15 protein-coding genes, 2 pseudogenes and 1 riboswitch are annotated in these 12585 nt (G+C 72.0%); of the genes and pseudogenes, 9 read left to right on the top strand and 8 right to left on the bottom strand.

The window, feature by feature from the left end:
* Positions 1–121: 121 nt before the first annotated feature.
* A pseudogene (locus tag ACZ5XZ_RS00330) lies at positions 122–280 on the top strand (oxidoreductase C-terminal domain-containing protein); the annotation flags it as partial.
* A gap of 31 nt (positions 281–311) precedes the next feature.
* Here the strand turns inward: ACZ5XZ_RS00330 and ACZ5XZ_RS00325 are convergent.
* The 3 genes from ACZ5XZ_RS00325 to ACZ5XZ_RS00315 all read right to left on the bottom strand — a co-directional run bounded on the left by ACZ5XZ_RS00325 (position 312) and on the right by ACZ5XZ_RS00315 (position 3350).
* Positions 312–1139 (bottom strand): SDR family NAD(P)-dependent oxidoreductase, encoded by an 828-nt coding sequence (locus ACZ5XZ_RS00325; RefSeq protein ID WP_468972828.1) that lies wholly within the window; start codon positions 1137–1139, stop codon positions 312–314.
* 124 nt (positions 1140–1263) lie between these two features.
* Positions 1264–2118 carry a bifunctional 5,10-methylenetetrahydrofolate dehydrogenase/5,10-methenyltetrahydrofolate cyclohydrolase gene (locus ACZ5XZ_RS00320; RefSeq protein WP_468972825.1) on the bottom strand — a complete coding sequence of 285 codons (855 nt, stop codon included), beginning with the start codon at positions 2116–2118 and terminating at the stop codon, positions 1264–1266.
* A 21-nt stretch (positions 2119–2139) separates the two neighbouring features.
* Positions 2140–2228, bottom strand: a riboswitch (ZMP/ZTP riboswitch).
* Between the two features lie 39 nt (positions 2229–2267).
* On the bottom strand, positions 2268–3350 hold the full coding sequence (locus ACZ5XZ_RS00315) for a hypothetical protein (protein ID WP_468972823.1): 1083 nt from the start codon (positions 3348–3350) through the stop codon (positions 2268–2270).
* 228 nt (positions 3351–3578) lie between these two features.
* Here ACZ5XZ_RS00315 and ACZ5XZ_RS00310 point away from each other — a divergent pair, with 228 nt between their 5' ends.
* The 4 genes from ACZ5XZ_RS00310 (at position 3579) to ACZ5XZ_RS00295 (ending at position 6045) form a co-directional block, all read left to right on the top strand.
* The gene (locus ACZ5XZ_RS00310) at positions 3579–3830 is read left to right on the top strand and encodes a hypothetical protein (protein WP_468972820.1); all 252 of its coding nucleotides are present in this window, start codon (positions 3579–3581) and stop codon (positions 3828–3830) included.
* 95 nt (positions 3831–3925) lie between these two features.
* Positions 3926–4150 (top strand): hypothetical protein, encoded by a 225-nt coding sequence (locus ACZ5XZ_RS00305; protein ID WP_384439282.1) that lies wholly within the window; start codon positions 3926–3928, stop codon positions 4148–4150.
* 104 nt (positions 4151–4254) lie between these two features.
* Positions 4255–5490: an SPFH domain-containing protein gene (locus ACZ5XZ_RS00300; protein ID WP_468972817.1), complete on the top strand. Its 1236-nt coding sequence runs from the start codon at positions 4255–4257 to the stop codon at positions 5488–5490.
* A gap of 135 nt (positions 5491–5625) precedes the next feature.
* On the top strand, positions 5626–6045 hold the full coding sequence (locus ACZ5XZ_RS00295; protein ID WP_468972814.1) for a PPOX class F420-dependent oxidoreductase: 420 nt from the start codon (positions 5626–5628) through the stop codon (positions 6043–6045).
* Positions 6046–6057: 12 nt separating this feature from the next.
* On the opposite strand, the gene dacB is transcribed toward ACZ5XZ_RS00295, so the two are convergent.
* The 3 genes from dacB to ACZ5XZ_RS00280 all read right to left on the bottom strand — a co-directional run bounded on the left by dacB (position 6058) and on the right by ACZ5XZ_RS00280 (position 8895).
* Positions 6058–7662 (bottom strand): D-alanyl-D-alanine carboxypeptidase/D-alanyl-D-alanine endopeptidase, encoded by a 1605-nt coding sequence (gene dacB, locus ACZ5XZ_RS00290; protein WP_468972811.1) that lies wholly within the window; start codon positions 7660–7662, stop codon positions 6058–6060.
* Positions 7663–7866: 204 nt separating this feature from the next.
* Positions 7867–8181, bottom strand: coding sequence for a hypothetical protein (locus ACZ5XZ_RS00285; protein WP_468972808.1), 315 nt, complete (start codon positions 8179–8181; stop codon positions 7867–7869).
* Between the two features lie 54 nt (positions 8182–8235).
* Positions 8236–8895 (bottom strand): TetR/AcrR family transcriptional regulator, encoded by a 660-nt coding sequence (locus tag ACZ5XZ_RS00280; RefSeq protein ID WP_468972805.1) that lies wholly within the window; start codon positions 8893–8895, stop codon positions 8236–8238.
* 116 nt (positions 8896–9011) lie between these two features.
* Between ACZ5XZ_RS00280 and ACZ5XZ_RS00275 the strand changes: the two genes are divergently transcribed.
* Together ACZ5XZ_RS00275 and ACZ5XZ_RS00270 are read left to right on the top strand one after the other, a co-directional pair.
* The gene (locus ACZ5XZ_RS00275) at positions 9012–10202 is read left to right on the top strand and encodes a cytochrome P450 (RefSeq protein ID WP_468972802.1); all 1191 of its coding nucleotides are present in this window, start codon (positions 9012–9014) and stop codon (positions 10200–10202) included.
* An 8-nt stretch (positions 10203–10210) separates the two neighbouring features.
* On the top strand, positions 10211–10426 hold the full coding sequence (locus ACZ5XZ_RS00270; RefSeq protein ID WP_468972799.1) for a ferredoxin: 216 nt from the start codon (positions 10211–10213) through the stop codon (positions 10424–10426).
* Between the two features lie 234 nt (positions 10427–10660).
* Here ACZ5XZ_RS00270 and ACZ5XZ_RS00265 read toward each other — a convergent pair whose 3' ends face one another.
* Positions 10661–10855 carry a CsbD family protein gene (locus ACZ5XZ_RS00265; protein WP_468972796.1) on the bottom strand — a complete coding sequence of 65 codons (195 nt, stop codon included), beginning with the start codon at positions 10853–10855 and terminating at the stop codon, positions 10661–10663.
* 299 nt (positions 10856–11154) lie between these two features.
* Between ACZ5XZ_RS00265 and ACZ5XZ_RS00260 the strand changes: the two genes are divergently transcribed.
* Together ACZ5XZ_RS00260 and ACZ5XZ_RS00255 are read left to right on the top strand one after the other, a co-directional pair.
* The gene (locus ACZ5XZ_RS00260; RefSeq protein WP_468972793.1) at positions 11155–11379 is read left to right on the top strand and encodes a DUF6480 family protein; all 225 of its coding nucleotides are present in this window, start codon (positions 11155–11157) and stop codon (positions 11377–11379) included.
* 90 nt (positions 11380–11469) lie between these two features.
* Positions 11470–11742: pseudogene (locus ACZ5XZ_RS00255) on the top strand (CobW C-terminal domain-containing protein); the annotation flags it as partial.
* A gap of 108 nt (positions 11743–11850) precedes the next feature.
* Here ACZ5XZ_RS00255 and ACZ5XZ_RS00250 read toward each other — a convergent pair.
* Positions 11851–12339: an EF-hand domain-containing protein gene (locus ACZ5XZ_RS00250; RefSeq protein WP_468972790.1), complete on the bottom strand. Its 489-nt coding sequence runs from the start codon at positions 12337–12339 to the stop codon at positions 11851–11853.
* Positions 12340–12585: the final 246 nt, after the last annotated feature.

Genomic DNA, 12585 nt, shown 5'->3' with positions numbered 1-12585 from the left:
GACCCAGGGAGCCTCCAGCCCTCCTCCCCCCTTCTCTTTCCCCCCCCCCCCCCCCCCCCAACCCCCCCCCCCCCCCCCCGCCCCCCCCCCCCCTCCCCCCCTTCCCCCCCCCCCCCCCCCCACCCCGCGCATCCTCGAAGGCTCCCCCGACGACCGCAGCTTCCTCGCCTGCTACGAACGCGACGGGCGCACCACCGCCGTCCTCGCCCTCAACCGGCCCCGCCCCTTCATGCGCCACCGCCGCGAACTCGCCCGCGCCACCCAGCCGGCCACCACCTGACCTCCCGCCCGGGGAGGCGCCGCCCCGGCCGTCACCGGCCGCGTTCCTCGCCGTCGCCACGCGGCTCCAGGCGGAAGTCGAACGCGACGCCGCCGGTGTCGACGGCCGTGGCGCCGCCGTCGACGGTGAGGACCGCGCCGTTGACGAAGGACGCGGCAGGCGAGAGGAGCCAGTCGACGGCCTCGGCGACCTCGTGCGGCTCGCCGGGGCGGCCGACGGGGAGCAGCCGGGTGGCCTCCTCGTACGCGGCGTCGATGCCGCCGGTGAGGCCGGACTCGTCGGCGAACCGCGCCATCCGCCGGTCGGCCATTTCCGTACGCACCCAGCTGGGGCAGACGATGTTGGCGCGGAGCCCGTCGCGTCCGTAGTCGACGGCGAGGGAGCGGCAGAGCTGGAGCAGGGCCGCCTTGGAGGTCGCATAGGCGGCGTTGCCGGCGCCGTTGCGTAGGGCGGACACCGAGGCGACGGCGACGACCGAGCCGCGTGCCGCCAACAGGTGTGGCAGAGCGGCGCGTTGGAGGAGGAAGGGGCCAGTGACGTTGGTGGTCATCACGGCCTCCCAGTCCTCGATCGACAGATCGCCGACGGAGCCGCTGCGGCCGATGCCGGCGTTGAGGACCAGCCCGTCGAGCCGTCCGTACGCCGACACGGCGGCATCGACCAGTCCCTGGACGGCCTCGGGGTCGGCGGCGTCGGAGGGGTGGGCCAGGGCGCCGGTCTCCTCGGCGAGGCGGTGCAGCGGTTCGGGCCGGCGGCCGGAGATCACCACCTGGTGGCCGGCCGCCCGCAGCAGTCGGGCGGTGGCGGCACCGATGCCCGTACCGCCGCCCGTCACGATGACAACGCGCTGTTCCGCCATGACCGTTCGCCCTCCGGTTGATGATCGTTTATCGCTCTGGCGATCATACGGAGGGCGACTGCCCGGCCGCCGCACACTTCCGGCCCCCTCCCGCCCCGCACGGCGGCACTTCGATGCCGCGCCGTCAGGCCGCCTTCAGCTGACGGGCCGCGGCGTCGACGGTCTGGGTGAGCAGGGTGGCGATGGTCATGGGGCCGACGCCGCCGGGGACCGGGGTGATCAGGGAGGCGCGGCTGCTCGCGGAGTCGAAGTCCACATCGCCGACGTTGCCGGGGTTGTAGCCGGCGTCGACGACGACGGCACCGGGCTTGATGTGCTCGCCGGTGAGCAATCGGGGCCGGCCGACGGCGGCGATCAGCACGTCGGCCTGCCGGGTGATCGACGCGAGGTCGGTGGTGCGGGAGTGGCAGTAGGTGACCGTGGCGTTGCGGCCGAGCAGCAGCATCCCGACGGGCTTGCCGAGGATCGCGCTGCGGCCGACCACGACGGCGTGCTTGCCGGCCAGCTCGACGTCGTAGTGGTCGAGGAGGCGGAGGATGCCGGCCGGCGTGCAGGAGGCGAAGCCGTCGACGCCGAAGCTCATCGTGGCGAAGGAGTGGTAGGTGACGCCGTCGACGTCCTTTTCGGGGGCGATGGCCTCGAACGCGGCGCGCTCGTCGATGTGCGGGCCGACCGGGTGCTGCAGGAGGATGCCGTGGACGGTGGGGTCGTCGGAGAGCTCGGTGAGGGTGCCGACCAGCTCCGCGGTCGTGGTCTCGACGGGCAGCGCGACATGCCGCGACCGGATCCCGGCCTTCTCGCAGCGGGCGCGCTTCATCCGTACGTATGTCGCCGAGGCGGGGTCGTCACCGACCAGTACGGTGGCCAGGCAGGGGGCCTGGCCGGTCTCCCGGGTGAGGGTCGCCGCGCGGTCCGCGGCCTGCTCGACGATGCGGCGGGCCAGTGCGCTGCCGTCCATGAGGCGGGCGGTCTGGGACATCGGGTGCTCCTGAGCGTCGTGCGGGATCGCCCAGGCGCGCGGCAGTGGCCGGGTGTGGCCGGGCCGCTCCCCGGTGGTACTCCACCCAAGCGCCAGTCACGGCCCGCCGACCACTGTAATCGACGGCGGATCGCTCCTGGGAGCCGGCGTCAGGTGCCTGCGTGACCGCCCGGGGCCGGGGTGGGCGCGGTGGGCGTGGTAGCTTCCCATTGACTGAGGATGCCGTCCCAGTCGTGCTGGGCGGTGGTGATGGCGCTGGGGTCCCAGGTGGCGGGGGCGGGCTGTTGCCCTTGGTACACCTGGTAGTCCTGGTAGTTCTGATTTCCCTGGTAGCTCTGATAGCCCTGGTAATCCTGATAGCCCCGGTAATCCGCGTTGTTCTGATAGCCCGCGTACTGCTGCTGTTTCCAGGGTTCGTGCTCGTACGTCTCCCGTGGGGCCTGCGAGGGTCGCTCGCGCCAGGCCAGATGAGGGGTCTCGGACTGCTGGGAGGGCTGCAGCGTGGCCATCCGGCGGTGCCGGCCGATGCGGTCCGGTGGTGGGGTCTGGGGGGGCTGGGGGGTCTGGCGGTTCTCGGCGGACAGCTGCTGGGCGCGGGCCACGAGGAAACGGGCGTCGAGACCGAGTTCGGTGGCCAGGGCCGTGAGGTCGACTCCGGTGTGCCAGCTGCTCATCAGGATCGCGTCCAGGGTCGGCGCCCAGGCCGAGTCGGTGGCCTGGGGCGGGGCGGACGGGGGCGGGGTGGACGGGGGCGGGGCGGCCTGGAGCGGGCCGGTCGCCGGTGCGCCGGCGTGGCCCGTCGGGACCTGGCCGGCCGCGGCGGCCTGGCCCGAGGGGTGCGCGGCGGGGTGGGCGCCGGCCTGCGCCTGCTGGTGGGCGGCGGCCGGCTGTGCGGGGGCCTGCTCCCGGGCGGCGCTCTGCTCGCCCGCGGGCGGCTGCTCATTGGCGGGGTGGGCGGGGTGGGCGGGCTGCGCGAGCAGGCTCTTGGCGACCGCGCGGGCGTCGTCCTTGCCCACCGTGCGGCGGGCCAGGCGTACTTCGCGTTCGTCCAGGCCGAGCAGGTCCGCCACCACCGCGTCGCTGCCCACTGTCACGGCGAAGGCGGCCAGCGTCCGCGACCGGCGGACCTCGGCCTCGTCGAGGAGTCCCTGCGTCCGGCGGACCTCGTCATCGCTGCTGCAAAACGCCTGTGCGAGTACCGCGTGGCGCTCCCACAACTCCCTCGGTTCCATGACTGCGACAACGTTCCTTCGTCCGGATTGGACTGCTTCCCAGCAATAGATCACTGCATGGGGTGATATTCGAGGGCGTTTCGCCCCCCACGGAAGGACGCATGTGCGGGGAGCCGCAAAAATACGCAGTGACCCCAGGCCCGCAGGATCGTTTCAACGGCCATGAGCGCTCCTACCTCCGGCACCGTCGCAGGTCACGGACAGACTTCCCTCCCCCGCCCCGGGTCCATGCCCCGGTGGATCACCGCCGAGGTCGCCCACCAGACCCCGTTGTACGCCACGCTGGTGCGGATTTGGACGGAGCGCGCCGCCACGGTACCCGGGGTCGCCGACCCCGAGTGGCAGCGGCTGGTCTCGTACCGCTGCCTGATGGAGGAGACCGAGACCGCGCTGACCGCCCTCCGGCCGCACCGCGCGCCCGACGTGCTGCCCGCGCGCCGGCCGATCCCGGCCGCCCGGCCCGCCCGGCTGGACTCCTGAGCCGGCCGGATCGCCCGGAGTACCGTTGAGTTGTCGAGATTTCCCGCTGCCCGGCTTCCGGGCCGACAGCGGCTTTGACCAGCGACGGAGCCCGGGTGAGCGCGAGGGATGACACGGACTTCGACCCGATCGGCGCGATCGGGCGGGTGACCGTCTCGATCCCGAGCGACGGACCGGGCGAGGTGCTGCTGCCCGTACGCGGCGGGACCGAGGCCTTCGCCGCCTGGTCCCGAGAGCCCATCGCCCGCCATACGCAGGTCGTCGTGGTGGACCACACCTCGGCGCGGTCGGTGATCGTCGCGCCGCTGCCGGCCGCCTGACCCGGACCGGAGCCCGTACGGCCGAGCCGGGGGACGCCTCCCCCGGCTCGGCCGCCCCCGCCCGGAGTGCCCGAGGCCGGCCGCACCGGACCAGGAGCCTTGTGATGTTGTTCTGGCATGTTCCCGCGCCGAACGAGGCGCTGTTGATCTCCGGCTCGAAGCGCCGTGCGGGGGACGCGCAATTCCGTATCGTCACGGGCCATGGCTGCTGGGTCCTGCCCGTCAAGCAGAAGGCGAGTGTGCTGTCGCTGTCGCTGCGGGAGGCGGAGATCTCCGAGGACTGCGTCACCCAGCAGGGCATCCGGCTCGCCGTCCGGGCGGTCGCCGTCTTCAAGGTCGGCGACGACCCGACGTCGATCGCCAACGCCGCGCGACGGTTCCTGGACGAGCAGGACACCATGGAAGAGCTGGTGGGGCGGATCTTCGCCGGCCATCTGCGCTCGATCGTCGGCGGGCTGACCGTCGAGCAGATCATCCGGGAGCGGGACCGGGTCGCCCAGGAGGTCAAGGACGGCAGTCACTCCGAGATGGAGAAGCTCGGCATCGTCGTCGACGCCCTGCAGATCCAGGAGATCGGCGACACCTCCGGCTACATCACCAACCTGGCCGCCCCGCACGCCGCGGCGGTCGCCAGCGCCGCGCGGATCGCCGAGGCGAAGGCCGACCAGGAAGCGGCCGAGCGGGAGCAGCAGGCGGCGGCGCTGAAGGCGAGGTACGAACGGGACACCGCGATCAAACGGGCCGGGTTCCTCGCCGAGACCGAGCAGTACAACGCCAGCGCCGCACAGGCCGGTCCGTTGTCCCAGGCCAGGGCCTCACAGCAGGTCATCGAGGAGCAGACCGCACTGGCCGAGCGGCAGGCCGCGCTGGCCGCCCAGCGTCTGGAGGCCGAGGTGCGCCGCCCCGCGGACGCCGAGGCCTACCGGCTGCGCACCTTGGCGGAGGCGCGGCGCGACCAGGTCCGCTTCGAGGCGGACGCCCATGCTTACACCGAACGTACGCTCGCCCAGGCACGCGCCGACGCCAACACCGCGCTCGCCGCCTCGCTCCGGGACGGCAACCAGGAGCTGATCGCCGCCAACCGCACCGTCGAGAACCTCCCGGCGCTGGCCCAGGCCGCCGCCGAGGGCATCTCCGGGTCCCGGCTGACCATCCTCAACGGCACCGACGGCATCGACGAGATCGCCTCCGCCATCGTCGGCCAGGGCCTGGCCATCCTCGACACCCTGAAGAAGGGACCCGCCGCGGCTCCCAGCGCCACCGCCCCGCCCGCCGCCACTCCCCCACTGGCCGACGGGGACGGTTCCCTCCCGCAGAAGGTCGCGCCTCCCAGAGGGTGACGGGCCGAAAGCGCGAAGATGACCGCAGCGGCGCACCGAGTGCGGCGGCGTACCGAGTGCGACGACGTACCGAACGCAGCGACGCATCCGCAGGCAGCAACGTCCTCCCACCGCAGCGAACCGAGAGTGCCGCCCATGTCGAAACCACCGCTCCCCGAAGCCGCCGTCGCCATGCTGGCCAAGCCCAACCCCGCCGTCATCACCACACTGCGGCCGGACGGCCAGCCGGTCTCCACGGCCACCTGGTACCTCTGGGACGAGGGCCGGGTGCTGGTCAACATGGACGAGGGCCGCAAGCGGCTGGAGCACGTACGCCGCGATCCCCGGGTCACGCTCACCGTGCTCGACGAGAGCAACTGGTACACCCATCTCAGCCTCATCGGCCGCGTCGGGGAACTCCGCGACGACCGGGAGCTGGCCGACATCGACCGGCTGGCCCGGCACTACCTCCGGCGGCCGTACCCACAGCGGAACCGCCGCCGGGTCAGCGCCTGGATCGAGATCGACCGCTGGCACGGCTGGGGCAGCCTGAAGGACAGCAGCCAGGCGGGGTGAGCCCGACAGGCCCTACCCGCTCGTCTGCTGCAAGTAGGCCGCGACGTCGGCCACATCGTTCCCGACCGCCAGGACGCCGCCGATGTTCGTGCCCGCAGTGGAGGCACCGTTCACCCCGGCGAAGAACACGTCGAAGCGGTCCTTGCCCGTCTCCAGATAGCCGGCCGTGGTCTCGGCGCCCACCGCCAGCCGGTCGTTGAGCGCGTCATCGCCCGCCACAGTGCCGGTCTTGGCGAAGACCCTGCCGCGTGACGGGCAGTCACGGCAGGAGTCCGCCAGGGTGCCGTCGACGCCCAGGCTCGGCAGCGAGGTGCGAAAGCGCTCCGCGTCGGCGGTGTGCTGCCAGTACGTCAGGAGCTGGGCCGCGGCCCGTGGTGTGGTCCGGTCGACCGGACTGCCGCCCCGGCCGTCCGCGAGCTGTACGGCCCCGCGGTCCACCTTCGCACTGTCCAGGAAGGCGGCGAGCACCGGGAACCCGTCCTGGCAGTCGGTCTTCCCCCGGCTCACGGCCATCAGGCAGATCCCGAGGTTCGCCCCGAGGTTGTGGCTCACCTTGAGGATGAGCTCGGCGTACTCGGCGTACGGCGGGGAGGTGTACCGGGCCACGGTGGGCACGCCCTGGTAGGAGCGCGGCAAGCGGGTGGCGGGGTTGGGGCCGACGGCGGGAGCGGTGACCTCGACCCCGGCCCGCTTCAGCGCCTCGATCATCGCGGTCCGGCCGAAGGCGTTCGGGTCCTTGACGGGCGACACCCGCAGGACGGGGGCCGAGCCGGCGGCGATGGTGCCGGACAGCTGGATGCGGGTGCCGTCGGCGGAGGCCTTGACGGCGATGTCGGTCGGCTTACCGGCGGCGACGGTGCGGACGGCGGAGGTGACACGGTACGGCGCGACCTTCGGGCGCACCTCCAGGCCGGCCGGTGCGCCCGCTCCGCTGCCGGGGGAGGTCAGCAGATCGATGACGTTGTCGTTGATGATCAGTGGGGTGGGCGTCGGGGCGAGCGCCGGGTCCGGGCGGAACAGCCGTGCGTCGATGACCACATCGCCCTCGACCCGGCGGATTCCCGCGGCACGCACCTGCCGGGCGAGCTGGTCGACGCCGGCCAGCGGGTTCTGCGGGGTGAGGGCGGCGCCGGGGATGTCGTTGGCGTAGGTGTGGTCGATGGCGGTGAAGGCGACGGTGCCGTTCTTGCGCGTCCTGCCGCCGAGTGTCAGATCCCCCTGCGCGACCAGGTCGAGATCGCCCTGGAGCGTCGCGTTGCGGCGCCTGCCGACGGCGTGCAGCGGTGTGACGAAGCGGTGGCCGCCGCCCAGTGTGTGCCAGGTGCCGCTGACGCCGAACAGTTTGGCGGTGGACCCGGGGATGAAGAACTGATCGGCGTTACGGGACCGGGTCACCTTTCCGGTCTGCGGGTTCTGCTGGAACAGGCCCCACTGGGCGTGCCGGTAGGCGGGCTTTCGCAGGACCGCGGTGATGCGCGGATCGAGGGTCTCGTGGTCCGTGGGGGTGGGCGGGGTGGCCTGGACGAGGCCGGCGAGGACGGCGCCGAGGGCCACCAGAAGGGCCAGGGCGCGCACGGTGCGCCGGCGGTTCCTCCTGCACGCGGCGGATGGTGACATGCACACTCCACGGGGGACGGGTCGCGCTCGACGGGCCCGTTGGCCGGCGGCCGCCGGGGTGGTCGCCGGGTGCGGGAACGAAGGGCGGAACAGGACACCGCGTCGAATGCGACACGCCTGGCAGGCGACTGTGCTGCGCCCTGGCACGCGGCAGTGGGCCCGGGAGGAGGCCCCGGGCCCACTGGGTGGACTACCTGGTGGGTGTCAGAGAACCCCGAGCAGCCCGAGGCCGAGCAGGCCGTCCCTGCCCAGGCCGTAGGGGAAGCCGTGGGGGTGGAAGAGGTGACGCCCGTACTCGTTGCCGTCCTTCTTGTGGCCCTTGCCCTTCTTGCCCTTGTGGTCCTTGCTCTTGTTGCCGCTGTGGCCCTTGCTGCCGGTGTGGTCCTTGCCGCAGTGCATGTCGCACAGGGCGCGCTGCGCGCCGCTGGGGGACGCGGTGGCGGCGCCCGCTGCCGGTACGACCAGGACGGCCGCGGTCAACCCGGCCACTGCGAGGCCACGAGGGATCGAACGGAGCATGTTCCCACCTTCACTCGAATCTGCAGAAAAGGAATATCCTCTGCAAACGCGACGTTAGAAGGGCGTTTCACCCCTCTGGTGGTGCCCCGCCGCGGAGTCACTGGAACGCAGCACGTCCCCCTGCTCCCCGCCGTCCGGCAGGCTTTCGAGCAGGTTTCCCAGCGCGCCCGTGACGAGCGCGCAGACCGTGTCGGGGTCGGCGCTCGCCAGTGGTTCCTTGGCGACCACCACACGCATCAAGCCAATTCCCAGCAGCCAGGACAGCGCCAGATCGGCGCGGAGTCCGCCGTTGTCGGAGCGGGAGAGCGTGGCGAGCACGTCCGCGTACTCCTCCCCCAGCCCCCGCAGCGCGTCCGCGATCTCGTCGCTGCCGCCGATCGAGCGCAGGCAGACCTCCAGCGAACGGTCGGATTCCGCGCCGCCGGCCAGCATGCCGCGCAGCGCGACCTCGAACAGCCGCTCGGCGGGGGTGGTCCGTAGCTGCTCCTGCCCGCCGCGCGCCATCACCTCTCCGAACAGGGCCTTCTTCGAGCCGAAGTAGCGGAACAGCAGGGCCTGGTTGGCTCCGGCCCGGGCCGCGATGTCCCGTACCGTCGCCCGTTCGTAGCCGCGCTCCGCGAACAGTTCCGACGCCGCGTCGAGCAGACGCAGCCGGGTGCCCTGCGCATCCCTGCGGTATGCGCCCGCCGTGCCGTGCTGCGGGGTCTCCCCCATCGTCTCGTCACGCTCCTCTCTGTCGGACCGTCACCATGACGGCCACATCGCGTCGTTGACCGCCCCGAGGGAGCGGCCTACCTTTGTAAGCAGGTGCTTACACAAGGGAGGTCGCCGTGACCACAGCCGACACAGCACCCCTCTCCTACCCCTTCAATGTCGCCGAGAGCCTTGAGTTGTCCGACGAGTACGAGCGCGCGCGCCATCGTCCGGGACTGCTGAAGGTACGGATGCCCTACGGCGATCCGGCCTGGCTCGTCACCCGTTACGCCGAAGCCCGCTTCGTCCTCGGCGATCAGCGCTTCAGCCGCGCCGAGAGCGCGCGGCACGACGAGCCCCGGCAGTCCGAGGGCCGCCGCGACAGCGGCATCCTGGGCATGGACCCGCCCGACCACACCCGGCTGCGGGCGCTGGTGGCCAAGGCGTTCACCGTCCGCCAGGTCGAAAAGCTCAGGCCGCAGGTCAGGCAGCTGACGAACGAACTCCTCGACGAGCTGGCGGCCGCCGGACCACCGGCCGATCTGGTGGACCGTTACGCGCTGCCCATCCCCGTCGCCGTGATCTGCCGGCTGCTCGGCGTACCGACCGACGACCGGCCGCGGTTCCGGGTGTGGAGCGACGCCGCCCTGTCGACGAGCTCGCTGACCGCCGAGGAGTTCGACACCAACCTCGAAGAACTCCGCGGCTATATGGGCCAGTTGATCGAGGAGCACCGGCGCGCGCCGCAGGACGACCTGATGACCGCGCTCATCGAGGCCCGGGACGTCGACGACCGCCTGTCCGAACTCGAACTCGTCGACCTGTGCGTCGGCATCCTGGTCGCCGGGCACGAGACCACCGCCACCCAGATCCCCAACTTCGTCCTCGCCCTGCTCGACCACCCCGACCAGCTCGCCCTCCTGCGCGAGCAGCCCGGTCTGATCGGCGGCGCGGTGGAGGAGTTGCTCCGCTTCGTCCCGCTGGGCAGCGGTGCGGGGCAGGCCCGCTACGCCAAGGAGGACGTCGAGGTCGGCGGCACCCTGGTGCGGGCCGGCACCCCCGTGCTGGTGGCGGTGGGCGCGGCCAACCGCGATGCGCTGCGCTTCGACGCGCCCGGCACGCTGGACATCTCGCGGGCGGGGAACCAGCACCTCGGGTTCGGCCACGGCGCGCATCACTGCCTCGGCGCCCCGCTGGCGCGCCTGGAACTCCAGGAGGCGCTCAGCGCCCTGATCGCCCGGTTCCCCAAGCTGCATCTGGCCGGCGATCTGGAGTGGAAGAGCCAGATGCTGGTACGCGGCCCGCGGGTCATGCCGGTGGGGTGGTGAGTGCGCGGATGACCTGGGAAGTGGACATCGCCCCGCACCAGTGCCTGGCGTCGGGCTCCTGCGCCGCCATCGCACCGGACCTCTTCGCCCTCGACGGCGCCCATGCCCGGCCGCTGAACGACCGGATCGAGGAGGACGAGCGCGCGTTGGACGCCGCCGACGTCTGCCCGGCCATGGCGATCACCGTCCGGAGCGGGAAGGACATCGTCGGGCCGCGGCCGTAGTCGAGGAGCGGGGCGGGGCCGTGGGGACGGGCCGCGGCCGCAGTCGAGGAGCGTGCCGCGGCCGCGGCACGACGAGCCGCGGCCGTGGAGTGCGCCGCAGCTCAGAGGAGCGACGCGGGCGGGCGGGTGGGCCCGCCGTGGCGCGGAGTGCGGCGGCGGGCCGTGATCGTCAGCGCGTGAGCGTGTTCCTCATGAGCGTGTTCCTCATGAGCGTGTTCCTCATGAGCGTGTTCCTCAGTGCCGGAATTTGTCCTTGCCCCGCTCCATCGCGTAATTCACTTTCCCCCTGACGATTTCGGCCTTGCCTTTTCTCGCCAGGCTTGTGTTACCCACGGCCTTCCCGACCGTTTCCTTGGCCTTTCCCTCGGCTATTCGGCCGATGCTCCTGGCCTTCTTTCCGATGCCCATGCCGTGCTCCTTCAGGGTCATTCGGATGGTGGCGGCAGCGTTCCGAGCGGACCGAGATCCACCTCGGATCTCGCCTGGAAAGCTCGTATCCAGCGCAGAGTCCCATCATACGGTCGCGCGGATTCATCGGCATGACTCCAGGACGCCCCCGCCACCCTCGGCGCGCCCCTCTGCACCGACCCGCCACACGACAGCCCCCCAACCCACCGACGCCACTGACCCACCACCGACTCGACAGCGACTCGACAGCGACTCGGCAGCGCACGAAATCGACCACGGCTGGAGCGGCCGTTTCCGCCAATATCGGGCAGTCTTGAGGTATGGGCATTCAGAATTCGGATCCGGACCGCACTCCCGGCCTCGGCCCTGGTGGCGGGGTACCGCCCGGGGAAACCCCGCCGGGCGAGGGCAGCACGGGCGCGGAAACCGGCCCCCGCGACGTACAGACGAAGGGCTGGGCCAAGGGCCCGGTCATCATCCTCGGCATCCTCGTCGTGCTCTGCGCGATGTTCTTCATCGCCTATGCGGTGATCGTGGCGCTGTGACAGGGGGCGCCCCCGAGGGACGGCCTGCAGCTCCTTCCACTTAGGAATGGTATCCATTTTCATGTAGCGCATCGTGCCCGCCCGGCACGGGCCACCCGGCCGAACGTGACGGGCCTGTGGCCGCAGGCCGGAGCTGTCGCCCGCTTCGAGCCGTCCGGCGCGCGCACCACCGACAACCCCCAGGGCCAGGAACTGGTCTTCATCGGCACCGGGCTGCGGCCCGAGGCGCTTCGCGCGGCCTTGGACGGCTACCTCCTCGCCGACGGGGAACGCGCCGCCGACGACCCGTTCCCCACGTGGGCCACCCACGGGATCGACGAGGCCCGCGCACACGAGCACCCCGAGCCGGCGCCGCAGATCTAGGACCTGTCCGACGGGTCAGGGTCGGACAGGCCGCGCCAGACGCCGCGGACCCGGCCATGACCCGTCGGACAGGCCCTGGGGCGAGGGGCCGGCCGGCGCACCCCGGGTCTACTCGCGCATGGCGGCCTGGTACTCCGCGACCTTCAACTGACCGTCGCCGTCGCGGTCCAGCGCCGCGAAGGCCTGCTCCGCCTGCGCGTCCGAGAAGCCGGTTGCCCGCTGCAGAGCGGTGAACTCCGCCCGGTTCACCACACCGTCGTCGTCGGTGTCGGCCAGCGCCACCGTCGCCGCGATCGACGGCCACACCATCCGGCCGATGTCCCCCGACTCGCTGGCACGGACGAACGCGGCGATGAACTGCTCCCGGTCCAGCCGCCCCTCGGCGTCGACGTCCGTCAGGGCGGCGAGCCGTTCGAAGATGTTGCGCATCCCGGCATGCACCGCCTGCGCCTTGGGGGACTGTGGAGGCTCGCCCGCGGCGTCGGCCATGCGGCGCGCCCGCTCGGTGAAGTCCTGCGCGGTCAGGTAGCCGTCGCCGTCGGTGTCGTACAGGGAGAAACGGTGCTCGTACTCCGTGCGCAGCGCATCGGTGATCATGTGTCATCCCTTCTGAATGTGGTGGCTCCTGACGGAGCCCGGAGGGGGCGGCCGACCACATGGAGGGTGATCACCACCAAGAGCACACTAAGTGGCGATTCCCTGACCGACCGTCATCAACGTTCGTGGTCACGCGACCGCGCCACGCCTGCCACCTCGGTGGCCGCACGCGCGTACCCGCGCCTGGGCCGGGTCGGTGGATCTTGGTTGATCCATAGGAGTGCACCGACCGCGCCCTGGTCATTT

Source organism: Streptomyces sp. NPDC033270 (assembly GCF_055576575.1).
This window is presented reverse-complemented; position numbering and strand designations above follow the sequence as displayed.

Excerpts from the sequence above, each read along its gene's own strand:
- ACZ5XZ_RS00325 (WP_468972828.1), bottom strand. The coding sequence starts at position 1,139 with ATGGCGGAACAGCGCGTTGTCATCGTGACGGGCGGCGGTACGGGCATC.
- ACZ5XZ_RS00320 (WP_468972825.1), bottom strand. The coding sequence starts at position 2,118 with ATGTCCCAGACCGCCCGCCTCATGGACGGCAGCGCACTGGCCCGCCGC.
- ACZ5XZ_RS00315 (WP_468972823.1), bottom strand. The coding sequence starts at position 3,350 with ATGGAACCGAGGGAGTTGTGGGAGCGCCACGCGGTACTCGCACAGGCG.
- ACZ5XZ_RS00310 (WP_468972820.1), top strand. The coding sequence starts at position 3,579 with ATGCCCCGGTGGATCACCGCCGAGGTCGCCCACCAGACCCCGTTGTAC.
- ACZ5XZ_RS00300 (WP_468972817.1), top strand. The coding sequence starts at position 4,255 with ATGTTGTTCTGGCATGTTCCCGCGCCGAACGAGGCGCTGTTGATCTCC.
- ACZ5XZ_RS00295 (WP_468972814.1), top strand. The coding sequence starts at position 5,626 with ATGTCGAAACCACCGCTCCCCGAAGCCGCCGTCGCCATGCTGGCCAAG.
- dacB (WP_468972811.1), bottom strand. The coding sequence starts at position 7,662 with ATGTCACCATCCGCCGCGTGCAGGAGGAACCGCCGGCGCACCGTGCGC.
- ACZ5XZ_RS00285 (WP_468972808.1), bottom strand. The coding sequence starts at position 8,181 with ATGCTCCGTTCGATCCCTCGTGGCCTCGCAGTGGCCGGGTTGACCGCG.
- ACZ5XZ_RS00280 (WP_468972805.1), bottom strand. The coding sequence starts at position 8,895 with ATGGGGGAGACCCCGCAGCACGGCACGGCGGGCGCATACCGCAGGGAT.
- ACZ5XZ_RS00270 (WP_468972799.1), top strand. The coding sequence starts at position 10,211 with ATGACCTGGGAAGTGGACATCGCCCCGCACCAGTGCCTGGCGTCGGGC.
- ACZ5XZ_RS00265 (WP_468972796.1), bottom strand. The coding sequence starts at position 10,855 with ATGACCCTGAAGGAGCACGGCATGGGCATCGGAAAGAAGGCCAGGAGC.
- ACZ5XZ_RS00260 (WP_468972793.1), top strand. The coding sequence starts at position 11,155 with ATGGGCATTCAGAATTCGGATCCGGACCGCACTCCCGGCCTCGGCCCT.
- ACZ5XZ_RS00250 (WP_468972790.1), bottom strand. The coding sequence starts at position 12,339 with ATGATCACCGATGCGCTGCGCACGGAGTACGAGCACCGTTTCTCCCTG.